General features: G+C 45.2%; 23 protein-coding genes. 20 read left to right on the top strand and 3 right to left on the bottom strand.

Translation table 11 applies throughout. The features are described 5' to 3' along the window. The first annotated feature begins 25 nt into the window (after window positions 1-25). The 12 genes from frsA to pgpA all read left to right on the top strand — a co-directional run bounded on the left by frsA (window position 26) and on the right by pgpA (window position 10,659). Complete coding sequence (gene frsA, locus FKN93_RS11120) at window positions 26-1,273, top strand: esterase FrsA (protein WP_154170323.1); 1,248 nt, start codon at window positions 26-28, stop codon at window positions 1,271-1,273. A gap of 92 nt (window positions 1,274-1,365) precedes the next feature. After that, window positions 1,366-1,755 (top strand): sigma factor-binding protein Crl, encoded by a 390-nt coding sequence (gene crl / locus FKN93_RS11115; RefSeq protein WP_154170325.1) that lies wholly within the window; start codon window positions 1,366-1,368, stop codon window positions 1,753-1,755. Window positions 1,756-1,984: 229 nt separating this feature from the next. Beyond that, entirely contained in the window at window positions 1,985-3,118 is a 1,134-nt protein-coding gene (proB, locus tag FKN93_RS11110; protein WP_154170327.1) for a glutamate 5-kinase, read from the top strand. An 11-nt stretch (window positions 3,119-3,129) separates the two neighbouring features. Further along, the gene (locus FKN93_RS11105) at window positions 3,130-4,380 is read left to right on the top strand and encodes a glutamate-5-semialdehyde dehydrogenase (protein WP_170905117.1); all 1,251 of its coding nucleotides are present in this window, start codon (window positions 3,130-3,132) and stop codon (window positions 4,378-4,380) included. Between the two features lie 156 nt (window positions 4,381-4,536). Continuing rightward, window positions 4,537-4,986: a transcriptional regulator NrdR gene (nrdR, locus tag FKN93_RS11100; RefSeq protein ID WP_115152664.1), complete on the top strand. Its 450-nt coding sequence runs from the start codon at window positions 4,537-4,539 to the stop codon at window positions 4,984-4,986. Window positions 4,987-5,000: 14 nt separating this feature from the next. Then, window positions 5,001-6,107 (top strand): bifunctional diaminohydroxyphosphoribosylaminopyrimidine deaminase/5-amino-6-(5-phosphoribosylamino)uracil reductase RibD, encoded by a 1,107-nt coding sequence (gene ribD, locus FKN93_RS11095; protein ID WP_154170740.1) that lies wholly within the window; start codon window positions 5,001-5,003, stop codon window positions 6,105-6,107. Between the two features lie 11 nt (window positions 6,108-6,118). Further along, window positions 6,119-6,775 carry a riboflavin synthase gene (locus tag FKN93_RS11090; protein WP_004394647.1) on the top strand — a complete coding sequence of 219 codons (657 nt, stop codon included), beginning with the start codon at window positions 6,119-6,121 and terminating at the stop codon, window positions 6,773-6,775. A gap of 40 nt (window positions 6,776-6,815) precedes the next feature. Then, window positions 6,816-7,925, top strand: coding sequence for a bifunctional 3,4-dihydroxy-2-butanone-4-phosphate synthase/GTP cyclohydrolase II (gene ribBA / locus FKN93_RS11085; RefSeq protein WP_004394648.1), 1,110 nt, complete (start codon window positions 6,816-6,818; stop codon window positions 7,923-7,925). A 139-nt stretch (window positions 7,926-8,064) separates the two neighbouring features. Continuing rightward, window positions 8,065-8,535 (top strand): 6,7-dimethyl-8-ribityllumazine synthase, encoded by a 471-nt coding sequence (ribE, locus tag FKN93_RS11080; protein ID WP_004394649.1) that lies wholly within the window; start codon window positions 8,065-8,067, stop codon window positions 8,533-8,535. Then, window positions 8,535-9,005 carry a transcription antitermination factor NusB gene (gene nusB, locus FKN93_RS11075; protein ID WP_004394650.1) on the top strand — a complete coding sequence of 157 codons (471 nt, stop codon included), beginning with the start codon at window positions 8,535-8,537 and terminating at the stop codon, window positions 9,003-9,005. Before ribE ends, nusB begins: the two co-directional genes overlap by 1 nt. Before the next feature lie 176 nt (window positions 9,006-9,181). Next, entirely contained in the window at window positions 9,182-10,156 is a 975-nt protein-coding gene (gene thiL, locus FKN93_RS11070; RefSeq protein ID WP_158144758.1) for a thiamine-phosphate kinase, read from the top strand. Beyond that, window positions 10,153-10,659, top strand: coding sequence for a phosphatidylglycerophosphatase A (pgpA, locus tag FKN93_RS11065; protein WP_040904079.1), 507 nt, complete (start codon window positions 10,153-10,155; stop codon window positions 10,657-10,659). The genes thiL and pgpA overlap by 4 nt, the downstream gene beginning before the upstream one ends. Window positions 10,660-10,725: 66 nt before the next feature. Here the strand turns inward: pgpA and FKN93_RS11060 are convergent, their stop codons facing one another. From FKN93_RS11060 to map, 3 genes are all read right to left on the bottom strand, one after another. Further along, a complete protein-coding gene (locus FKN93_RS11060) occupies window positions 10,726-11,118 on the bottom strand; it encodes a DUF3461 family protein (protein ID WP_154170331.1) in 393 nt (130 codons plus the stop codon). A gap of 27 nt (window positions 11,119-11,145) precedes the next feature. Next, entirely contained in the window at window positions 11,146-13,791 is a 2,646-nt protein-coding gene (glnD, locus tag FKN93_RS11055; protein ID WP_154170333.1) for a bifunctional uridylyltransferase/uridylyl-removing protein GlnD, read from the bottom strand. A 101-nt stretch (window positions 13,792-13,892) separates the two neighbouring features. After that, window positions 13,893-14,735: a type I methionyl aminopeptidase gene (gene map, locus FKN93_RS11050; protein WP_170905116.1), complete on the bottom strand. Its 843-nt coding sequence runs from the start codon at window positions 14,733-14,735 to the stop codon at window positions 13,893-13,895. A 423-nt stretch (window positions 14,736-15,158) separates the two neighbouring features. Here map and rpsB point away from each other — a divergent pair, with 423 nt between their 5' ends. The 8 genes from rpsB to rseP all read left to right on the top strand — a co-directional run bounded on the left by rpsB (window position 15,159) and on the right by rseP (window position 22,672). Then, window positions 15,159-15,887, top strand: a complete 729-nt coding sequence (rpsB, locus tag FKN93_RS11045; protein ID WP_004394656.1) for a 30S ribosomal protein S2 — start codon at window positions 15,159-15,161, stop codon at window positions 15,885-15,887. A gap of 122 nt (window positions 15,888-16,009) precedes the next feature. Further along, entirely contained in the window at window positions 16,010-16,852 is an 843-nt protein-coding gene (tsf, locus tag FKN93_RS11040; RefSeq protein WP_004394657.1) for a translation elongation factor Ts, read from the top strand. Between the two features lie 182 nt (window positions 16,853-17,034). Further along, window positions 17,035-17,766 (top strand): UMP kinase, encoded by a 732-nt coding sequence (pyrH, locus tag FKN93_RS11035; RefSeq protein ID WP_004394658.1) that lies wholly within the window; start codon window positions 17,035-17,037, stop codon window positions 17,764-17,766. A gap of 36 nt (window positions 17,767-17,802) precedes the next feature. Further along, a complete protein-coding gene (frr, locus tag FKN93_RS11030) occupies window positions 17,803-18,360 on the top strand; it encodes a ribosome recycling factor (RefSeq protein WP_004394659.1) in 558 nt (185 codons plus the stop codon). Between the two features lie 91 nt (window positions 18,361-18,451). Continuing rightward, window positions 18,452-19,204 (top strand): polyprenyl diphosphate synthase, encoded by a 753-nt coding sequence (uppS, locus tag FKN93_RS11025; protein WP_170905115.1) that lies wholly within the window; start codon window positions 18,452-18,454, stop codon window positions 19,202-19,204. A gap of 16 nt (window positions 19,205-19,220) precedes the next feature. Next, window positions 19,221-20,063, top strand: a complete 843-nt coding sequence (locus tag FKN93_RS11020; protein WP_170905114.1) for a phosphatidate cytidylyltransferase — start codon at window positions 19,221-19,223, stop codon at window positions 20,061-20,063. 48 nt (window positions 20,064-20,111) lie between these two features. Beyond that, window positions 20,112-21,320: a 1-deoxy-D-xylulose-5-phosphate reductoisomerase gene (gene ispC / locus FKN93_RS11015; protein ID WP_170905113.1), complete on the top strand. Its 1,209-nt coding sequence runs from the start codon at window positions 20,112-20,114 to the stop codon at window positions 21,318-21,320. Beyond that, entirely contained in the window at window positions 21,317-22,672 is a 1,356-nt protein-coding gene (rseP, locus tag FKN93_RS11010; RefSeq protein ID WP_170905112.1) for a sigma E protease regulator RseP, read from the top strand. Before ispC ends, rseP begins: the two co-directional genes overlap by 4 nt. The last annotated feature ends 12 nt before the right edge of the window (window positions 22,673-22,684 follow it).

Below are 22,684 nucleotides of genomic sequence, written 5' to 3'. Positions count from 1 at the left end.
AAGCGGTTTAATAATGAGATGCATCATGTCTGAATCAAGTAATATCAACCTATCTGAAACGCTCTTTCAACAGCATAAAGAGGCGAAAGAGACCTCCTCTCTCACGCAATACATGCCGAGCAGTAGTGAGTTTTTTGAACAGAAAATGGAGCAAGACCCTTTTTCTTGGTATCGAAATTTACGCCGTTTACAGTGGGCTTGGTTAGGAATTAATCCGATTGACCAAGAAGAAGTCCTCGCTAACATGGCTTCATCTGAGCATTCTCGTAGTCATGAAAAGTGGTTAGACACGGTGATTGGTTATCATAGCGGTAATTGGACGTATGAGTGGACAAAGCTCGGCGGGCGTTACCATAAGCAAAGTGAAGCCTTAACGGGAGAAGCGGCGGCAGAACGTATGTTTAGTGCTTCCCTTTGCTACAGTATTGCCGGTTATCCTCATTTAAAAAATGATACCTTAGCTATTCAAGCGCGAGTGTTAGCCAATGCTGCTTATAAACATGCCTCTGAACTGACGCAGTATACGATTAAGCCATTAGAGTTTGATTATCAAGGTAAGAAAATTCTTGGCCACCTACATTTATCACACACCGATGAGCCACAACCCGTGGTGATCGTTAGTGCCGGTCTTGATAGTTTGCAAACCGATATGTGGCGTCTCTTTCGTGATTATTTGGCTAAACGAAATATTGCGATGTTAACGATTGATATGCCCTCTGTTGGCCACAGTAATCATTGGTCATTAACGCAAGATTCTTCCTGTTTACACCAAGCGGTACTTAATCAATTAGCGCCTTTGCCTTGGGTTGATCATCGTCGAGTTGGTTTAATTGGCTTTCGCTTTGGTGGTAATGCGATGGTCAGATTATCGTTTATTGAATCAGATAAAATTAAAGCGTGTGTCGCTATCGGCGCTCCGGTGCATGATATTTTTGTTTCTCAGCAAAAAATGAAGCTAATGTCGAAAATGTACATGGATGTGTTAGCGTCGCGAATTGGTAAACATGCGGTAGATATTCCGAGTTTATCGGCTCAACTGATGGCGTGGTCATTGAAAGTACAAGGCTTCCTCGCGACTCGACGTACTAAAGTTCCAATTTTGGCGTTGGCAATGGAGGGCGATCCGGTTTCTCCTGCTAGTGATAACCATTTGATTGCGACTTTTAGTCAAGGTGGGCAATCAAAACAGATAAAGAGTGAAAGTCTTACACGAGGATATGAGCAATCCCTCGATTTAGCGATAAAGTGGCTGGAAGAACAACTTTGCGAATGACTTTTGGCTTAAATTAGTTAAGAGAGAATTATCTACGTTTTTAAGCGTATGATTATTAAAAGCAATAATCATTCTTAACAAGGAGAGTCTACATGTCAGAGGCAGCAAAATACCCTACTCATTATCGTTTATTATCGACGTTAAAAGCGATTGGTCCCTATTTACGGGAAGGGCAGTGCCAGGAAGGCATTTATTGGTTTGATTGTTTGGCTTTTTGTATCAATGATAAAAAATCGCCCGAAAAACGTGAATTTTGGGGCTGGTGGATGGAGTTGACGACGACCGAGACGGGCTTTGAGGCTAATTACCGTATCGGCCGCTATAATCTCGCAGGCGAATGGGAAGAGAGTAAACCGACGGCAGCGGCGCTGCCTGAAGTGATTCGTACCCAAGAGGATTTCCATAAAAAGTTAGCTCAAACTTTGCAGCAACGTTTTGAATTAAGTTTATCGCTCCATCAACAGTCGGCTGAATTTGCTTAATTATAGGTTGCCTGCTTTTTCACCATGACCGCGTTATCACTTAATGATTGGGTTGTTGCATTTTATCGTGTTAATAAGAGCACTTCCTTTACTGATCATTGAGTGCTTAGCAGAGTAAGAAATAATTCCCACTAAAAAAAGGTGCTCTTTAGCACCTTTTCTGCTTGTGTAAGAGGCGCTGGATTGCTAAAACATCACCTCTTAAATGTTTTCTTCAACAGACAAAATCATGACAATGAATCAACAGAGCCAAACAGCGTTACAAACCATCGTTGTGAAGCTAGGAACCAGTGTTCTTACCGGTGGAACGTTAGCACTTGATCGTGCACATATGGTTGAGTTAGTCCGTCAATGTGCTGAATTAAAAAAACAAGGCCACAGTGTGGTGATTGTCTCTTCAGGAGCGATTGCAGCGGGTCGAGAGCATCTAGGTTATCCCGCATTGCCCCAAGCCATATCGAGTAAACAGTTATTGGCTGCCGTTGGTCAAAGCCAGTTGATTCAAGCGTGGGAGTCGTTATTTGCGCTTTACGGCATAAAAATTGGTCAAATGCTGTTAACTCGTGCTGATTTGGAAGATCGAGAGCGCTTTTTGAATGCGCGAGATACGATTAATGCGCTGATCGAACACGGCATTATTCCAGTGGTCAATGAAAACGATGCTGTTGCAACCAATGAAATTAAAGTCGGTGATAACGATAATCTCTCGGCCTTAGTCGGTATTTTGTGTGCAGCGGATAAGCTTTTATTATTAACCGATCAAAAAGGTTTGTTCACCGCCGATCCGCGTAAAGACCCCAATGCTGAGTTAATCAAAGAGGTTAAAACCATTGATGATACGTTGCGAAAAATCGCGGGTGGAAGTGGCACAACATTAGGTACCGGAGGCATGGCGACTAAGCTGCAAGCGGCCGATATTGCTCGTCGAGCTGGGATTGAAGTGATTATTGCTGCTGGCCGAGCGCCCAATGTCATTTTTGATGCATTAAGCGACACGCCACAAGGCACACGCTTTTTAGCTCTTGAAGAAGCACTAGAAAATCGTAAACGTTGGATTTTAGCGGGGCCTGCTGCTGCTGGCGATGTGTACATTGATCAAGGCGCGGTTAATGCCTTACTTGGTAAAGGCAGCAGTTTGTTGGCTAAAGGGGTTATTAAAGTCGCGGGCGAGTTTGCGCGCGGCGAGGTCATTTGCGTGAAAGATCAACATCAACATCTGATTGCCCGTGGTATCAGTACGTATTCCAGTCGCGACTTGAGTAAAATTGCCGGCCAACACAGCACCATGATCATTGATATTCTTGGTTATGATTACGGCGCTGAAGTCATTCACCGTGATAATATGGTTGTAATTCAAGAATAGGGAGAAGAATCGTGGATTTAATCGAAATGGGTAAGGCGGCAAAATCGGCCTCGTTTCAACTTGCTACCGCTTCAACTGCGCAGAAAAACCAAGCACTCGCGATAATTGCGGATGAATTAGAAGCGAATATGGACGCTATTTTAGCGGCGAATGCCAAGGATATTGCTTTAGGGCAAGCGTCAGGTTTAAGTGAAGCGTTGCTCGATAGACTTCTGCTTAATGAATCACGCTTACAGTCCATCGCCCATGATGTGCGTAATGTCATCAGTTTACCTGATCCTGTCGGCAGTGAAATTGACAGTAAAGTCCTTGAAAATGGCATGTCATTAGCTCGTCGTCGTGTTCCCCTTGGTGTGGTGGGCGTTATTTACGAAGCTCGCCCTAATGTTACGATTGATATTGCCGCGTTATGTTTAAAGACCGGTAATGCTGCGATATTACGTGGTGGTAAAGAGACTTTTTTCTCCAATCTTGAGTTAGTTAAAGTGATTCAGTTAGCTTTGAGCAAAGCTGAACTCCCTATGGCTTCCGTTCAATATATCAGTCAACCCGAGCGTGAATACGTTACTCAATTATTAACAATGGATCAGTATGTCGATATGATCATTCCGCGTGGTGGTGCTGGGCTGCATAAAATGTGTAAGGAAAACAGCACCATTCCAGTGATCATTGGCGGTTTTGGTATCAGCCATATTTTCGTTGATGAGAGTGCCGACCTTGATAAGTCGCTTGCGGTGATTGAAAACGCCAAAATGCAACGTCCATCAGCCTGCAACGCATTAGATACCTTACTGGTTCATCAAGCGATCGCTCAACCTTTGTTAGAAAAACTGCAGCATCAATTGCACGATAAACTGACGTTAGTTGTCGATGAACATGCCAAAGCACTGCTTCCCGAGGCAAACAATATTCGCCTCGCACAAGCGGGAGATTTTGATACCGAATGGTTAAGTTATACCTTAGGTGTTAAAGTCGTTAGTGGTGTTGAGCAGGCGATCGATCATATGCGTGAGCATAATGCCAGCCATTCCGATGCTATCATGACTAACGATCTGTTCAATGCTGAGCGGTTTGTTAATACCGCGGGTTCTGCTGCGGTTTATGTCAATGCTTCGACTCGTTTTACCGATGGTGCGCAATTTGGTTTAGGGGCAGAAGTCGCTGTGTCGACCCAAAAACTGCATGCTCGTGGCCCAATGGGACTTGAAGAGTTGACCAGTTACAAATGGGTTGGTAAAGGAAATTATTTATTACGCAGTTAAAGCCATTTAACTGCTGAATATGATGTGCTGCTGTTTATCGATAGAGGCGCTTAACAAATTTGACTAAATCAATCAGGAAAAGGGGCTTGTTGGCCCCTTTTCCTTTTGTTCATATGCCCATTTCCGGTACACTGATCGCCTTGCTAGGGAGGTAATATGCATTGTCCTTTTTGCTCTGAAAACGAAACAAAAGTTATCGATTCTCGTCTAGTGGCTGATGGTCACCAAGTGCGCCGTCGTCGGCAATGTTTGACTTGTAGCGAACGTTTCACCACGTTTGAAACCGCAGAGCTAGTGATGCCAAGAGTCATCAAATCCAACGGTAATCGAGAGCCATTTGATGAAGAAAAAATGATCGGTGGGATGCTACGCGCTTTAGAAAAACGCCCTGTTAGCGCCGATGCGATTGAGTTAGCGATCAGTACCATTAAATCTAAATTACGCGCCACCGGCGAGCGGGAAGTTCCGAGTGAATTGATCGGTAATTTAGTGATGGAACAACTGAAAGAGTTAGATAAGGTGGCATACATTCGCTTTGCTTCGGTTTATCGTAGTTTTGAAGATATTCGCGAATTTGGTGAAGAGATTGCTAAATTAGAAAATTGAACGTGAGTCCGATGATGTCAAACTTTTCTGCTGTCGATTATCAAATGATGGCGCGAGCCATTCAACTTGCTCAGCGCGGACGCTTTACCACGGCGCCGAATCCAAAGGTTGGGTGTGTGATTACTCAACAAGGCCGCATTGTTGGCGAAGGTTTCCATTATCGAGCTGGTCAACCACATGCCGAGGTGCACGCTTTGCGGATGGCTAAAGAGCACGCTCGTGGTGCGACCGCTTATGTGACACTAGAGCCTTGTTCTCACTACGGACGAACGCCTCCTTGTGCTGAAGGGTTAATTCAAGCCGGAGTAGCAAAGGTGATTTGCGCGATGCAAGATCCTAATCCACAAGTTTCTGGACGCGGCATTGCTATGTTGCGAGAAGCAGGAATTGAGGTGGAAGTTGGTTTATTAGAAGCGGACGCCAAGGCGCTCAATCCGGCGTTTATTAAACGGATGCAAACCGGAATGCCTTATGTTCAGCTAAAATTAGCGGCCAGTCTAGATGGACAAACGGCACTGGCTAATGGTGAAAGTCAATGGATAACCTCAGCTCAAGCACGGCAAGATGTTCAAGTATATCGAGCGCAAGCAGGAGCGGTGTTATCAACCAGTCAAACGGTGGTCGCCGATAACGCCTCATTAGCGGTACGTTGGTCTGAATTACCAGCCGATGTGCAACAGCAATACCCTCATGCTGAACTTCGCCAGCCAACTCGTGTGATACTTGACCGCCAGCATCAATTGCACCAATCACTGGCTCTTTATGCCACCGCTTCACCGATAATTCGTGTAGCAGAACAAGACGCGGAACTGTGTGTGCCATTGAATGAACATCAACAGCTCGATCTGCGTGATATCTTAGCCAGTTTGGCTGAACAGTATCAGATCAATCATCTTTGGGTAGAAGCTGGGCCAACATTGGCCAAAAGCTTGCTTGAGCAGCAACTGGTAGATGAACTAATCATCTACCTTGCGCCGAAAATCATGGGCAGTGACGGCCGTGGTTTATTAGGCGCCTTAGGTTTTACTCATATGGATCAAGCATTAGGATTAGTCATTCAAGACTGTCGAATGGTCGGCCCAGATCTTCGCCTAACCGCAACTCTTACCTCAACCCAATAAGATAACTGATTATGTTTACCGGAATTATAGAAGCTGTAGGCTCCTTGGTTGAGATGACTCGCCAAGGTGAAGACGTCACCATTACCGTTGCTACGGGAAAACTTGATATGAGTGATGTTAAACTCGGCGATAGCATTGCTACTAACGGTGTGTGTTTAACCGTTATTGATGTCAGTTCTCAACATTACTGTGCCGATCTCTCATTAGAAACACTCAATAAATCAGCGTTTGCTCACTATCAAGTTGGAGAAAAACTCAACTTAGAAAAAGCCATGCTTCCGACGACGCGTTTTGGTGGGCATATTGTATCGGGACACGTTGATGGGATTGGTGAAATTATTGAGCGCCAGTGGGTGGGGCGTGCGATTGAATTGTGGGTGAGCTTACCGAATGAGTTAACTCGGTATGTTGCTGAAAAAGGCTCGATCACTATTGATGGGATTAGCTTAACCGTCAATGGGTTACGAAAAAATGCCTTTAAGCTGACCATCGTGCCGCATACCTCGTTAGAAACGACCATTGATGGCTTTCAACCTGGCCGCAAGGTGAACCTCGAAGTGGATGTGCTTGCTCGATATTTAGAACGTTTATTGGTCGGTGGTCAGAATGAGCCCGAATCACCTTCTCGAATGACAATGGAATTCTTACAACAAAATGGTTTTGCGTAATCATACGTGACGCAATAAGACAAAATATAGGACAACAGTCATGTCAATTAGTACCCCACAAGACATTATCGAAGATATTCGCTTAGGTAAAATGGTTATCTTGATGGACGATGAAGATCGCGAAAATGAAGGCGATTTAATCATGGCCGCTGAGCATATCACACCAGAAGCGATCAATTTTATGGCGACTCATGGGCGCGGATTGATTTGTTTAACCATGACTAAAAGTCGTTGCCAGCATCTAGGATTAGCTCCGATGGTGCAGGATAATAACGCACAGTATACCACTAACTTTACGGTATCGATTGAAGCAGCAGAAGGCGTAACGACGGGGATATCAGCGGCTGATCGCGCTCGTACGGTGCAAGCTGCCGTAGCAAAAGAGGCTAAAGCAGCCGATTTAGTCCAACCTGGGCATATTTTTCCATTAGCAGCGCAAGATGGCGGCGTACTTACCCGCGCAGGTCATACTGAAGCCGGTTGTGATTTAGCACGTCTCGCCGGGCTTGAGCCTGCGTCAGTGATTGTCGAGATCCTCAATGACGATGGCAGTATGGCTCGTCGCCCCGATCTGGAGGTTTTTGCTAAAAAACACGACATCAAATTAGGTACCATTGCCGATTTAATTGAGTATCGTAATAATACAGAAACCACCATCGAACGGGTCGCGCAATGCCAATTGCCAACCGAATTCGGTGAATTTGAGCTGGTGACGTATCGCGATATCATTGACAATCAAATTCATTTTGCTTTGCGCAAAGAGAGCGTGAGTCAGCAAGCGCCTTTAGTGCGTGTTCATCTACAAGATACCTTTACTGATCTATTACGTAGCGATCGCAGCGCCGATCGTAGTTGGACTTTGGATAAAGCCATGCAACGTATTGGTCAAGAAGGGGGCGTGTTGGTGATTCTTGGTAATGAAGAGTCCACTGATCTGCTTATCCATCGCGTTAAAATGTTTGAACAGCAAGATAAAGGCGCAGCCCCAACGATGGCGAAAAAGCAAGGGACATCTCGACGGGTCGGGGTTGGCTCACAGATCCTTGCCGATTTAGGCGTCAGTGATATGCGTTTGCTCTCTTCAGCCAATAAGAAATACCACGCCTTGGGTGGATTTGGCTTAAATGTTGTCGAGTATATCAGCGAGTAAGCCAGTTATTCTACGTTCGGCTCGTTAAGTCTGCACGATAGGCCGCCCTTGTGGCGGCAAATTACTATTAGATATTGTTCACAAATTTGTGCTAGAATCCGGCGATTCTCACTTGATGAACAGAGTTAAAGGAAAGCTTATGAAAGTGATCGAAGGTGGTTTCCCAGCCCCCCATGCCAAAGTTGCGATTGTGATTTCTCGTTTCAACAGTTTTATTAACGAAAGTCTGCTGTCTGGTGCCATCGATACTTTAAAGCGTCATGGTCAAGTTAGCGACGAGAATATTACCGTTGTGCGTTGTCCTGGTGCGGTTGAGCTGCCACTGGTGGCTCAGCGCGTTGCCAAAACAGGCAAATTTGATGCGATAGTGTCACTGGGTTCGGTTATTCGTGGTGGTACACCACACTTTGACTATGTTTGCAGTGAAATGAATAAAGGGTTAGCCCAAGTGTCGATGGAATTCAGTATTCCTGTCGCGTTTGGTGTGTTAACTGTTGATACTATCGATCAAGCTATTGAACGCGCAGGAACCAAGGCTGGTAATAAAGGTGCAGAAGCAGCACTTAGCGCACTTGAGATGATAAACGTTCTTTCTGAAATCGATTCCTAATGGGGGCCAGTGTGAAACCAGCCGCACGTCGTAATGCACGTCAATTTGCGCTACAAGCTATTTATTCGTGGCAAATTACTAAAGAGAATGTGGCGACTATTGAAGAGCAGTTCTTATCCGGTGGTAAGTATGATGAAGAAGAACATCATGCAGCAGAGCCTGCGCTATCGGCTCCACAAACCGATGTGACCTATTTCCGTGATCTGCTTGTCGGCGTTGTGCTCAATCATACCGAGCTAGATAGCAAACTACGTCCTTTTGTTTCTCGTCCGATGCAAGATTTGGATATGATGGAACTTGCGCTACTTCGTCTAGCGATGTATGAAATGACTCGACGCGAAGATGTTCCTTATAAGGTCGTGATTAACGAGGCCATTGAGCTAGCAAAAGTGTTTGCAGCAGAAGATAGCCATAAGTTTGTGAATGGCGTGCTTGATAAAGCCGCGCCTCATGTACGCAAAAAAGCGTAATCAGTTTTGGCATAAAAGGTCAGCATTCGCTGGCCTTTTTTATAGATAAAATCGACCAATGAGTCCATCTACAACGGTTGAGCGAGTGTTATTGATGGGCTTAGTTTTACTAACCGCATTTACATCGTATGAATGAATCATTCGGTGGATTCGTTGGTCTGGCTAGAGAATCATCCATGTTAGGTGAATTTAACTTTATTGAACACTATTTGGCGGCACGTCAACCACAGCGTAAAGATGTCCATTTAGCTCTGGGGGATGATTGTGCAATCGTCAATGTACCAGAGAATGTTCGGCTGGCTATCAGTACCGATACCTTAGTTGCAGGGACTCATTTTCTGGCTAATGCTAATCCAGCATGGGTGGCACATAAAGCCCTTGCTTCTAATATCAGTGATTTAGCCGCGATGGGGGCAACCCCTGCTTGGGTCTCGATGGCACTTACTTTACCTGAGATTAACCCCAATTGGCTTACTCCATTTTGTGACGCCTTTTTTGATTTAGCGAACTACTACAATGTCCAATTGATTGGTGGTGATACCACCAAAGGTCCGTTGAGTATCACTCTCACCGTGCAAGGTTTTGTACCGCAAGATAAAGCCTTGTTACGTTCTGGTGCAAAAGTCGGGGACTGGATTTATGTCACAGGTCAACTCGGCGACAGTAAAGCGGGACTTGAGGTGGTACTCGATGCGAGTAAACGTGCTCTACCTTGTGCATCAGTGTTAGAGTCACGTCATTACGTATCGACTCCACGAGTTCTCGCCGGACAAGCCTTGCTCAATTTAGCCTCATCAGCGATTGATATTTCTGATGGCCTAGTCGCGGATTTAACCCATATTTTAAGTGCTTCTCAAGTAGGAGCGAGTCTTGATTTGCATACCTTGCCGTTATCTGAAGCGTTAGTGCAGTACACGGGGGATCCGCTTATTGCGCAGCAGTATGCATTAACCAGTGGTGAAGAGTACGAACTCTGCTTTACGGTGCCTGAAGAGAATAAAGGATCGTTAGCAAGTGCTCTGGCACATACTGCGACGCCTATCACCTGCATTGGTCAAATTCGTCCTCATGGCGTGTTTGACTTACTCAACCATGGGCAAAAAGTCGACTGGTCGTTGACTGGTTATGATCATTTTAAGGAATCAGCATGAGCCATCCTCTTTCTCGTCTTTCACTACGCAATCCTTGGCATCTACTGGCTACCGGATTTGGCAGTGGTTTATCGCCGATCATACCTGGCACAATGGGGACATTAGCTTCCATTCCTCTGTATCTACTTCTAGTGCAACTGCCCTTATTTGCCTATCTTTTCGTCGTCTTAATGGCGTGTATTCTCGGGGTGAAAATTTGCCAAGTGACGTCAACAGATATGCAAGTTCACGATCATGGTTCGATTGTTTGGGATGAGTTTGCTGGTTTTTGGATCACCATGTCTATTGTTCCGTTACTGCAATTGCCAATCTTTGATTGGCAATGGATTGTTACGGGATTCGTGCTCTTTCGTTTTTTTGATATGGTCAAACCATGGCCAATTGGATGGCTAGATAAACAAGTAGAAGGTGGCGTAGGAATTATGCTCGATGATATCGTCGCGGGTATCATGGCGGCTATCATGCTGTTTTTTGTTGGGCAGTGGGCGGGATGGCTAAACTAAGCACAGTTACGTCGTGTTGATCAGTCACCCATAAGGGAGCAGAGGCTCCCTTATGGGTAAGCCAAACTAAAGTTTGTTCAGATCGGCTTCAATTTCAGCAATTTTGCTGGCCACTACTTTCTCTAAGTGACGTAAATCACTCAATATTTTTTGTTTAACGTCCACCTCACTGCCGTTATCTCCGGCGTTCTCATTACGTGTGAGTTGGTTCAACTCATCAATGACTAAAGTAAGAGTACGATTGATTTCGCTAATTTCTCGGTATTGGTGAGTACCGCCATCGACCAAAACCGTTTTGATCTGTCTTGGGTATTTAAATTTGACACTTTTAGCAAAAAACTCACCTTTTTGTTTCTTGAAATAGATTTTTAGCACATCTTTTTGCGCCTCTTGGCGCAATGAGTAACGTTCAATCGTATGGGGTTGATCGATTCCCAAGCTGGTGAGTTGTGGAAACATAAGCATCCTCTGCATTGTTTTGAGTGATTAAGGCGATAAAGCTTCTTGGTGAGAAGAAGAGAGCTGAGCAATAGTATCAATTAATCGTTCACGTAGGGTACTTTGCTCTTGGTCTGTGAGTTTAGCCCCTTGTTGATTGGTTAAAATAAATAAGTCTTCTGCGCGCTCTCCTAAGGTAGTGATTTTTGCCCCATGTAAATCTAAGTTTAATTCGGCAAACGTCGCTCCTATGGTCGCCAGTAATCCCGGAGTATCGAGAGCAACCAGCTCCATTAAGGTGCGTTTTTTGCTTTTTGTTGGTAAGAAATCGACCTGAGTTCGAACCGTGAAATGTTGCAGATTACGTGGGATGCGGCGTGTTTTGAGTCTCGTTGGACGGCCATCGGTCAATACATGGCTTAAATGCTTAATTAACGCATGATGACGGTTTTCTTCAATTGCTTGGCCGTTGTGATCTAAGACCATAAAGGTATCTAAAACATAGCCGTCTTTACTGGTCATGATTTGCGCGTCATGAACATTCAGGTTTCGACGGTCTAATTCGGCGACCACGGTTGCAAACAATGCGGGCTGATCTTTGGTATACACAAACACTTCGGTACCACCGCGCGTGGCTTTTTTACTGATTAAGACCAAAGGTTCAGTAGGCGATGAGTGCGTTAAAATGTGCATACCATGCCATGCTATTTGTTTGTGAGTATGGCGTAAAAAGTAATCGGCTTTAAATCGTTGCCACAATTGCTCGATTTCACGGCTATGGAAGCCTTCTTTACGTAGCTGTGCCGACGCCATTTGTTGGTTATGACGAATTCGTTCTCGAACATCAACAGGGTGTTCAAGCCCGCGTCTTAATGCTCTTTGCGTTGAGTAAAAGAGTTCCGCCAGTAAGGTTCGTTTCCAACTGTTCCATAGGTCTGGATTAGTGGCGCAAATATCAGCCACCGTTAAACAGACCAAGTATTCCAGATACTCTTCATCGCGGACTTTTTTAGCAAATTCGATGATCACGTCTGGATCATAAATATCGCGCCGTTGAGCGGTGACGGACATTAATAAGTGATTTTGGACTAACCAAGCCACCAGTTTCGCTTCTGGCTTAGAGAGGCCGTGTTCGATACAAAAATCGTAAGCTTCACTCGCACCTATTTCTGAATGATCGCCGCCGCGGCCTTTGGCAATATCATGGAAAATGGCCGCGAGGATCAGCAGTTCTTTTTTTTGTATTTTCGGGAAAATCTCACAGCAAATAGGATGACGTTGATGGTTTTTTGGGTCATTAAACAGATGGATATGTTTTAGTAGACGAATGCTGTGCTCATCAACGGTATAAACATGAAACAAGTCAAATTGCATCTGCCCAACTATCTGACTCCATTGCGGTAAATAAGCGGCCAATACGCCCAATTTATGCATTTGTCCAAACGCTTTGTGAAGCGCATTAGGGTGACGAGTCAGCGCGAGAAACTTTTCACGCGCAGCAGGAATCGTATGCAAAAATTTGTTCAATCGTCGCCGTGCGGTTCTTAATTGGCGCATCGTAGAAGGGGCAACCCCATCAATGCTCGAGTCATTGGCCATGAGCAAAAACATATCGAGAATGGTTTCAGGTCGAGCTTGAAATAGAGCGGGCTTTCGAGCTTCAATTAATGAACCACGACGCTGAAAGTCGTGATTAATGATCTCTGCTTTGACTTCTTCACCACGGTTTAAGATCGCTTGATCAAACAACTTCAAGAGCATTTTATTGAGTTCAGATACGCGGCGTAAGGTGCGATAGAACTCCTTCATCATTTTTTCGACCGCTCGGTTGCCTTCGCCAGTAAATCCAAGATGTTCGGCGACTTGAGCTTGATGAGCAAAACCGAGTCGATTGTCATAACGTTTTAGTTCAAGATGCAGAGCGAAGCGAACTCGCCACAAAAAATCTTGGCATTCGGCCAGTTCACGAAATTCAGCGTCAGTAAGAAAGCCGAAGCGGCTCATTTCATAGAGTGATGTCGCCCCAAAGTGGCGACGAGCAACCCAGCTTAAGGTATGAATATCTCTTAGACCGCCAGGCGTTGATTTAATGTCGGGCTCAAGATTATAGGCCGTATCGTGATAACGGGCATGACGCTCACGTTGCTCTTTTATTTTAGCTTGGTAGAAGCATTCACTTGGCCAAAAAGATTCGCTATGAATGGCTGATTGTAAACGTTGGAAAATACGGTCACTGCCGCACAACAAGCGTGCCTCTTGCAAATTGGTGGCCACGGTTAAATCCGCTTTACCAATCTCAATACACTCTTCTACGGTACGTACAGCATGGCCGACTTCTAGGCGCAAGTCCCATAATAAGGTAATGAATTGGCTGACTTTACTGCCAATATCATCGGCTAATCGGGTCGTAGAGACGACTAAAATATCAATATCTGATAAGGGATGTAATTCAGCTCTTCCGTATCCGCCAACAGCGGCCAGACAGAGGTCATTGAGTTTATCAAACCCAAAATATTGCCAAAGACGATTCAGGAGCATATCCATATAATCGGCACGGCCAACCACGAGATCACTGACCGGATGGCGAGAGAGAAACGCTTGGCGCTGGTAGGCAGAAAAAAGGTCGAGTTGCTGTTTTAATTGCTCAACCGTGAGCTGTTGATCGGTGTAATTCAGCGGGGATAAATAAGCCATAACAGTGCGGTCCATGCCAGGGAGTGAACTCAGTGTGAATGCTCAATCTAACAGAAATCAAGCGCTGAGCTCAAGCTCCCTTTACCGACTATCGGGCAGGATTAAGCATTGTGGAAAATACGTGGGATGGTCTCTTCTTCACGTAGCGTGAGAATTTCACAGCCATCTGCGGTAACCAAAATGGTGTGCTCCCATTGAGCCGAGTTCTTACTATCGGCGGTATAGACGGTCCAGTTATCTTCATCATCCAAGCGACAACCAAATTTACCCGCATTGATCATCGGCTCAATGGTAAAAATCATCCCTTCACGAAGCAGTGTGCGGTCACTATTTTTGTAGTGCACTACTTGTGGCTCTTCATGAAACTCTGCACCGATACCATGACCACAGTAGTCACGAACAATCGAGAATTTTGAACGCGGGTTATTTTTATTATTGGTTTTGATGTATTTCTCTATCGTGGTACCAATTTCGCCGAGTTGTACGCCTGGTTTCACTTTTTTTAAGGCCAAATAGAGACACTCTTGAGCGACTAGACATAAACGTTTGTCGGCTGGCTGCACATCACCAATTAAGAACATCTTTGAGGTATCACCATGATAACCATCTTTAATGACGGTAATATCGATGTTCATAATGTCACCCTCTTTTAAGACGGCAGGGCGAAGCAGTTGACCAAATTGCGTGTCTTGTTCAGCCGGAATGCCATGGCACACGATATGGTTAATCGATGTGCAAATCGATTTTGGGAAGCCATGATAGTTAAGAGGGGCAGGAATAGCGCCTTGCACTTCGGTAATATAATCGTGGCAAAGTTGGTTAAGGTGTTCAGTGGTCACGCCAGCTTTGACGTGAGGTTCAATCATTTCTAAAACTTGCGCAGCCAATCGCCCCGCTACACGCATTTTTTCTATTTCTTGAGCATTTTTAATTTTTACAGACATCGGCTTTCTCTATTCAAATTTTAGGCACTGGGTGCTAATCGCAATATTGTAACAGTGAGAAAAGGAAGCGCAAGAAGCGGTGTAAATAAGAATGATTAAGCGCGATGGTTAGCTAGGTTAAATGACCCATCTCCTGATGATCGATAGTAAGATGGATTTTCTTGCTCATCATCGCTCTCGCTGGTTCAATCCAAGCACCTACGCCACAATTTTTGCTAGTCAGATTAGTGCTAAATATGATATAAAACGCGCCGGAACATCGGCCTGATTTCTTCGTAACGGCGAAACTGCCCGAGTCCACACACATTTATCTTTAAATCACACACATTCCGACACATGTTCCGGGGTGCTTCCAGCGTTATAAACGTTGAGGAGTCGGAGACATGGGGGATGTGGAGGCCTAACCCCATAGAGGATTATTTCATGGCAACTGTATCAATGCGCGATATGCTAAAAGCTGGTGTTCACTTCGGTCACCAGACTCGTTACTGGAACCCAAAAATGAAACCATTCATTTTTGGCGCTCGTAACAAAGTTCATATTATCAACCTAGAAAAAACCGTACCAATGTTCAACGAAGCACTGGCTGAGCTAGTGAAAATCGGCGACAAAAAAGGTAAAGTACTTTTCGTAGGTACTAAGCGCGCAGCCTCTGAAGCAGTAAAAGAAGCAGCGATTGCAAGCAATCAATACTACGTAAACAACCGTTGGTTAGGTGGTATGCTAACTAACTGGAAAACCGTTCGTCAATCAATCAAGCGTCTAAAAGAACTTGAAGTTCAAGCGACTGATGGCACTTTCGACAAGCTAACCAAGAAAGAAGCGCTAATGCGTACTCGTGAAATGGACAAGCTTGAGAAATCTCTTGGTGGTATCAAAGACATGGGCGGTTTACCTGACGCTCTATTCGTTATCGACGCTGATCACGAGCACATTGCAGTTAAAGAAGCAAACAACCTAGGCATTCCAGTGTTTGCTGTTGTTGATACTAACTCTAACCCAGATGGTATTGATTACATCATCCCAGGTAACGACGATGCGATCCGTGCCGTTCAACTATACCTGAACGCTGCAGCTGAATCAGTAAACGAAGGTCGTAACAAAGACGTAGCGGCAGTTGCTGAAAAAGACGGCTTTGTAGAAGCGGAATAATAGCGGCTCTTAGTCTTACTTAGCCTTCTGTAGAATACTACATGGGCTAAGTCATAGTTAGTATTGGGGGCCAAATCATTAGGCCCCCAATTTTTAATCCTGAATCAACTGAGGAATAGAGAATGGCTGTTACTGCTGCTCTAGTAAAAGAACTGCGTGAACGTACTGGCGCAGGTATGATGGAATGTAAGAAAGCACTCGTTGAAACCAACGGTGACATCGAACTTGCCATCGAAAATATGCGTAAAAGCGGTGCTGCAAAAGCGGCTAAAAAAGCAGGTAATATCGCTGCTGAAGGCGCGATCATCATCAAAGAAGCAGAAGGTTCTGCCGCTTTGGTTGAAATCAACTGTCAAACCGATTTCGTTGCTAAAGATGGCAACTTCCTAGCATTCGCTAACGAAGTCGCTGAAGCAGCGTTAGCATCAAAACTAAGCCTAGAAGAGCTACAAGCACAGTTTGAAGATGCTCGTGTTACTCTTATTGCTAAAATCGGCGAAAACATCAATATCCGTCGCGTTCAATACGCTGAAGGTAAAGCTTTGGCTGCATACAGCCACGGTTCTCGTATTGGTGTTGTGGTTGCTGGTGATGCCGATGCAGAAACTCTAAAACACATCGCGATGCACGTAGCGGCTTCTCGCCCTGAATACGTTAATCCTGAAGATGTACCGGCTGATGTTGTTGCGAAAGAGCGTGAAGTTCAAGTTGAAATCGCAATGAACGAAGGCAAGCCAAAAGAGATCGCAGAGAAAATGGTTGAAGGCCGCATGAAGAAATTCACCGGTGAAGTTTCTCTAACTGGTCAACCTTTCGTTATGGAGCCAAAGAAAACTGTTGGTGAAATTTTGAAAGAGAAAGGCGCTTCAGTATCGACTTTCGTTCGCCTAGAAGTAGGTGAAGGTATCGAAAAACAAGAAGGCCTGAGCTTCGCTGAAGAAGTGGCTATGGCTCAGAAAGGTTAATTGCCTTTTTGATGACCAAGATAAAGACCGTGGCCATGGCTGCGGTCTTTTTACGAATATCACTCCCTCGACGGTTAAAGAGAGCGGTTTTCGAACTCACGATGGTAATGATCATCAATACATTTACGCAGTAAGTTTATTTATGACTGTTAACTAACGATACTTTTTGAAAGGTAAAGTCCATGACAACAAACCCTAAACCCGCATATCAACGTATTTTATTAAAATTGAGCGGTGAAGCGCTTCAAGGTGAAGAAGGTTTTGGTATCGATCCGACCGTGCTTGATCGTATGGCACAAGAAGTAAAAGAATTGGTCGAATTAGGTGTTCAAGTGGGTGTCGTCATTGGTGGTGGCAACTTATTCCGTGGTGCAGGCTTAGCGGCAGCGGGAATGAACCGTGTTGTGGGTGACCATATGGGCATGTTGGCGACAGTGATGAATGGCCTTGCGATGCGTGACGCCCTACATCGAGCTTACGTGAATGCACGCGTGATGTCTGCTATCCCACTTAAAGGGGTGTGTGATGACTACAATTGGGCTGACGCGATCAGTCAATTACGTCAAGGTCGTGTAGTAATTTTTTCTGCTGGTACGGGTAACCCGTTTTTCACAACCGATTCTGCCGCTTGTTTACGTGGTATCGAAATTGAAGCTGACGTGGTTCTCAAAGCGACAAAAGTAGACGGCGTCTACAGTGCTGACCCTGTAGCCAATCCAGATGCGCAACTGTATGATAAGCTGGGTTACAACGATGTACTGGATAAAGAACTTAAAGTGATGGATTTGGCGGCCTTTACTCTGGCTCGCGATCACAACATGCCAATCCGTGTCTTTAATATGAACAAGCCTGGCGCATTACGCCGTGTGGTTATGGGTGAAGCGGAAGGTACGCTGATCAGCTCCGCTGTATAATCACTCTCGAAATGAAATAAGAATTAAGGTGATATTGTGATTAATGAGATCAAAAAAGACGCTCAAGAGCGTATGGATAAAAGTGTAGAAGCGCTAAAGAACAATCTATCAAAGATTCGTACTGGTCGCGCTCACCCAAGCCTACTATCTGGCCTCTCTGTTGAGTACTACGGTGCGTCAACACCTCTAAGCCAAATTGCCAACGTGATTGCTGAAGATGCACGTACATTAGCGATTACGGTATTTGATAAAGAACTTACGCCAAAAGTTGAAAAAGCGATTCTCATGTCTGATTTAGGGTTAAACCCAATGTCAGCAGGAACCGTGATTCGTGTTCCACTGCCACCGTTAACGGAAGAGCGTCGCCGTGATCTCGTTAAAATCGTCCGTGGTGAAGCGGAAGGTGGTCGAGTCGCCGTGCGCAACATTCGTCGTGACGCCAACAACGATCTAAAAGCGTTATTGAAAGATAAAGAAATTTCAGAAGATGAAGAGCGTAAGGCTCAAGATGAAATTCAAAAACTGACCGATGCGGCTGTCAAGAAAATTGATGACATCTTAGCGGTTAAAGAAAAAGAACTCATGGAAGTTTAATTTCTACAAAACCTTAACAGGAAAACGCTGTGCTCACAGCACAGCGTTTTTTATGCTACTCTTCACCATCTTTTTTCTTTATTACGTTTCTATGCAAAATTCGCAGCTCTCGTTAGATGTTCTCCCTCAGCATATCGCCATTATTATGGATGGCAATGGTCGTTGGGCAAAAGCACAAGGTAAACCTCGGATCTTTGGTCACAAAAACGGGGTTGCTGCGGTGCGTAAAACGGTTTCTACCGCAGCAAAACTGGGGATCAGAGCCGTGACTTTATTTGCCTTTAGCAGTGAAAATTGGCGACGTCCTGAGGAAGAGGTCGGCGTGTTGATGGAGTTATTTCTTCGTGTCTTATCGACCGAGGTCAAAAAACTGCACAAAAATAACCTGCGTTTACGTATTATTGGTGATACCGGTCGATTCAGTGAGCGGTTACAAAATAAAATCGCCCAAGCTGAAGCGCTGACTCAGCATAATACGGGCATGGTGATTAATATTGCGGCGAATTACGGTGGAAAATGGGACATCACTCAGGCGATGCGCCATATTGCTCTTAAAATCAGTCGTGATGAACTCAGTGTCACGGATATTAACGAGACATTGATCGCTGAACATTTAACGATGGCTGATCTTCCTGAAGTGGATTTACTGATTCGCACTAGTGGTGAATGCCGGATCAGTAACTTCCTTCTTTGGCAGTTGGCTTATGCAGAAATGTATTTTACTCCTGTTTATTGGCCTGAGTTTGGTGAAGAAAGTTTAATTGAAGCTGTGACTTGGTTTGTTAATCGTGAGCGCCGATTTGGTTGTACCGGTGAGCAAGTCAAAGCGTTAATGACACCATAAAATAGGACTTCTCAGTTTGAAGCAAAGAATTATTACTGCGCTTTTACTTGCCCCTTTAGTGATTGCTGGCATTTTTTGGCTCCCGCAATCTGGCTTTATTTTGGCGTTGGGCGTAGTAACGTTATTGGGCTTATGGGAATGGACGCAATTCGTTTCTTCTTCCTCTCGTTATCTTGCCTTATTACCCGGTCTGGTGGTTGGTGCAATAAGTTATTGGTTGCTTGTACCTCAGCTTTCGGTATTAAGTGCCTTGCAACCGATGCATTATGGCATCTTAGTGATTGGCTCACTATGGTGGATTGTCGCTAGTGGTTTAGCCATTACCTATCCTAAATCACGAGCTTGCTGGGAAAATTCCAATGCTGTGCGTCATCTCTTTGGCGTGCTGACATTATTGCCTTTCTTTTGGAGTGTGATTTTTTTACGCTCTGAACATATTGTCTCCGACAGTTATCACGGGGCGAAATTGGTACTTTATGTCTGTTTGATTGTGTGGGCCGCGGACAGTGGGGCTTACTTTTCCGGCAAAAGTTTTGGCAAGCATAAAATGGCTCCAGCTGTCAGTCCGAATAAAACTATTGAAGGCTTAGTCGGTGGGGTTATTGCTGCCATGTTGGTGGGTTGGTTATGCGCCAGTTGGTTTAATATTCAATTTGCGTCTACCACTATCATGCTATTGACCATTTTGGTTACCGTGGTGATCTCAGTCTTGGGCGATTTGGTGGAAAGTATGTTTAAGCGGGTATCTGGCATCAAAGACAGCAGTAAAATCATTCCTGGTCACGGTGGTATTTTAGACCGAGTGGATAGTCTGACGGCTGCTTTCCCTGTATTTGCTTTATGCTATTTCTTATTTTAATGCTGGTGAAGCACGCCTTCATCAGCATAAACCATGACGGTTTTTGTGATGCGTAAATTAACCATTCTCGGAGCCACTGGCTCTATTGGTGCGAGCACCCTTAAAGTGGTGGCCGAGAATCCTGATCACTTTAGTGTGGTGGCTTTGGTGGCGGGTAGTAATGTCAACAAAATGCGCGAGCTTTGCCAAACATGGCGACCTAAGTATGCCGTAATGGCGACGCCACAAGCGGCACAGTTGTTATCCTCCCAATTAGCTGGACTTTCACTGCCAACCGAAGTGTTGTATGGCGAAGAGGCAATGTGTCATGTTGCTTCTAGCGATGACGTTGATACTGTGATGGCGGCGATTGTCGGCGCCGCAGGCTTGTTGCCGACGATGGCCGCGGTTAAAGCCGGGAAGCGAGTTCTCTTAGCCAACAAAGAAGCCTTGGTTATGTCTGGGCAGTTATTTATTGATGCGGTTGAGCACTATGGAGCTGAATTATTGCCCGTCGACAGTGAACATAATGCGATTTTTCAATGTTTACCCGTTGATATTCAAACTCAGCTCGGACGCTGTAATTTACAAGAGCAGGGCGTTTCCCATATTCTGCTGACGGGGTCCGGCGGGCCATTTCGTTATGCCGATATTGAGACTTTAGCTCAAGTGACTCCAGAACAAGCGATTGCTCACCCTAATTGGTCGATGGGGCCCAAAATATCGGTTGATTCTGCAACCATGATGAACAAAGGGCTTGAGTATATTGAGGCTAAGTGGCTATTTAACGCGTCTCGTGAACAGCTTAAGGTTTTGATCCACCCTCAATCAGTGATCCATTCAATGGTCCAATATAGGGATGGTTCGGTGATTGCACAGCTCGGCGAGCCAGATATGGCGACGCCAATTGCACAAACGCTGGCCTATCCTCAGCGGGTCAGTGCAGGCGTTGAACCGCTAGACTTTACTCGTTTGAGTGAGTTGACCTTTATGGAGGTTGATTATCAGCGTTACCCTTGTTTGCAATTGGCGATAGACGCGTGTTATCTCGGCCAGCATGCCACTACGTCGCTCAATGCGGCGAATGAAGTGGCCGTTGAGGCCTTTTTACGAGGGCAGATTCGTTTTACTGATATTGCTGTGATTAATGAAAAGGTATTGTCGACCGTGTGCGGGGCAAACAGTCCGTTACATTCCTATCACTTGGAAAGCCTACTCGAGCTAGATACAATGGCGCGCAGTCTGGCTAATCAACACTTGAAAGAGCGTATGTTATGAGTGGCATTTTATGGAACTTCGTTGCCTTTATTGTCGCCTTAGGCATTTTAGTCGCCGTCCATGAGTACGGGCATTTTTGGGTGGCAAGAAAGTGCGGCGTTAAAGTAGAAAAGTTTTCAATTGGCTTTGGACGAGCGATTTGGAAACGTATGGGTAAAGACGGAACGGAGTACAGTATTTCGGTTATTCCACTCGGTGGCTACGTCAAAATGCTCGATAGCCGAGTAGACGATATTCCCCGCGAGCAGTATCCATTCGCTTTTGATAAAAAATCATTATGGCAACGCACAGCGATTGTTGCTGCGGGGCCAGCTTTTAACTTTTTGTTCGCTCTTTTCGCTTACTGGTTGGTTTTTATTATTGGTGTACCTGCGGTCAAACCGGTGATTGGTGACGTCGCGCCATACTCGATTGCTGCAGAGGCCGGAGTAAAGCCTGGTATGGAAATTAAGGCCGTATCAGGCGTGAAGACGCTGGATTGGGAGTCAGTCAATATGGGATTAATTCGCCATATTGGTAACCAGAGCCTAACCTTGACCGTCGCTTCTCCAGATGACATTGGCATCGAGCAAATCAAGACTTTTGACCTAGCGTCATGGAACTTTAACCCAGAAACAGAGTCTGCTATGGGAGCGCTAGGATTTAAACCTTTTGTACCTGAAGTATCGACGGTATTAGCGACGATTTCTGCTGGTAGTGCTGGAGCTAAAGCGGGACTGCAAGTAGGCGATCGCTTAACGCACATTAACGGTCAAGCGGTTTCCTCTTGGCAACAGGCGGTGACAGAGATTCAGGCACATCCTAATCAAGCGTTAGAGATAGGGATTGAACGTGATCAGCAACGGTTAACGCTTACTTTGGTTCCTGATGCACGAAGCGTATCTGGACAAACGATAGGGTTTGCTGGTATCGCTCCGCAAATGGCTGAATGGCCGCCGGGGTATCGCTTTGAGTTACAGTTTGGCGTGATCGACTCGATCGGTAAAGCGTTTGCAAAGACAGGCCAAGTGATCGACTTAACCATCAGTATGCTGAAAAAGCTGATTGTCGGTGATGTGGGACTGAATAATCTTAGTGGGCCGATCTCTATTGCTAAAGGTGCAGGGACAACGGCTGATTATGGCTTAGTTTATTTTCTCGGTTTCTTGGCCTTGATCAGTATAAACTTGGGGATTATTAATTTGGTTCCTCTGCCAATGCTTGATGGTGGGCACTTACTGTTCTTCGCGATTGAAGCGGTGATTCGACGCCCTGTTCCGGAAAAAATACAAGAAATTGGCTATCGACTCGGAGGAGTGATCATTTTCTCCTTAATGGCGGTAGCGATATTTAACGATTTTACTCGCCTGTGATTGATTCGCATT

It is taken from the genome of Vibrio sp. A8-1 (assembly GCF_013048685.1).
Classification (GTDB): Bacteria; Pseudomonadota; Gammaproteobacteria; order Enterobacterales; family Vibrionaceae; genus Vibrio; species Vibrio metschnikovii.
This window is presented reverse-complemented; position numbering and strand designations above follow the sequence as displayed.

What these genes read in the sequence shown, in the direction of transcription:
- frsA (WP_154170323.1), top strand. Translation starts at nt 26, where the DNA reads ATGTCTGAATCAAGTAATATCAACCTATCTGAAACGCTCTTTCAACAG.
- crl (WP_154170325.1), top strand. Translation starts at nt 1,366, where the DNA reads ATGTCAGAGGCAGCAAAATACCCTACTCATTATCGTTTATTATCGACG.
- proB (WP_154170327.1), top strand. Translation starts at nt 1,985, where the DNA reads ATGACAATGAATCAACAGAGCCAAACAGCGTTACAAACCATCGTTGTG.
- nrdR (WP_115152664.1), top strand. Translation starts at nt 4,537, where the DNA reads ATGCATTGTCCTTTTTGCTCTGAAAACGAAACAAAAGTTATCGATTCT.
- ribD (WP_154170740.1), top strand. Translation starts at nt 5,001, where the DNA reads ATGTCAAACTTTTCTGCTGTCGATTATCAAATGATGGCGCGAGCCATT.
- FKN93_RS11090 (WP_004394647.1), top strand. Translation starts at nt 6,119, where the DNA reads ATGTTTACCGGAATTATAGAAGCTGTAGGCTCCTTGGTTGAGATGACT.
- ribBA (WP_004394648.1), top strand. Translation starts at nt 6,816, where the DNA reads ATGTCAATTAGTACCCCACAAGACATTATCGAAGATATTCGCTTAGGT.
- ribE (WP_004394649.1), top strand. Translation starts at nt 8,065, where the DNA reads ATGAAAGTGATCGAAGGTGGTTTCCCAGCCCCCCATGCCAAAGTTGCG.
- nusB (WP_004394650.1), top strand. Translation starts at nt 8,535, where the DNA reads ATGGGGGCCAGTGTGAAACCAGCCGCACGTCGTAATGCACGTCAATTT.
- thiL (WP_158144758.1), top strand. Translation starts at nt 9,182, where the DNA reads ATGTTAGGTGAATTTAACTTTATTGAACACTATTTGGCGGCACGTCAA.
- pgpA (WP_040904079.1), top strand. Translation starts at nt 10,153, where the DNA reads ATGAGCCATCCTCTTTCTCGTCTTTCACTACGCAATCCTTGGCATCTA.
- FKN93_RS11060 (WP_154170331.1), bottom strand. Translation starts at nt 11,118, where the DNA reads ATGTTTCCACAACTCACCAGCTTGGGAATCGATCAACCCCATACGATT.
- glnD (WP_154170333.1), bottom strand. Translation starts at nt 13,791, where the DNA reads ATGGCTTATTTATCCCCGCTGAATTACACCGATCAACAGCTCACGGTT.
- map (WP_170905116.1), bottom strand. Translation starts at nt 14,735, where the DNA reads ATGTCTGTAAAAATTAAAAATGCTCAAGAAATAGAAAAAATGCGTGTA.
- rpsB (WP_004394656.1), top strand. Translation starts at nt 15,159, where the DNA reads ATGGCAACTGTATCAATGCGCGATATGCTAAAAGCTGGTGTTCACTTC.
- tsf (WP_004394657.1), top strand. Translation starts at nt 16,010, where the DNA reads ATGGCTGTTACTGCTGCTCTAGTAAAAGAACTGCGTGAACGTACTGGC.
- pyrH (WP_004394658.1), top strand. Translation starts at nt 17,035, where the DNA reads ATGACAACAAACCCTAAACCCGCATATCAACGTATTTTATTAAAATTG.
- uppS (WP_170905115.1), top strand. Translation starts at nt 18,452, where the DNA reads ATGCAAAATTCGCAGCTCTCGTTAGATGTTCTCCCTCAGCATATCGCC.
- ispC (WP_170905113.1), top strand. Translation starts at nt 20,112, where the DNA reads ATGCGTAAATTAACCATTCTCGGAGCCACTGGCTCTATTGGTGCGAGC.
- rseP (WP_170905112.1), top strand. Translation starts at nt 21,317, where the DNA reads ATGAGTGGCATTTTATGGAACTTCGTTGCCTTTATTGTCGCCTTAGGC.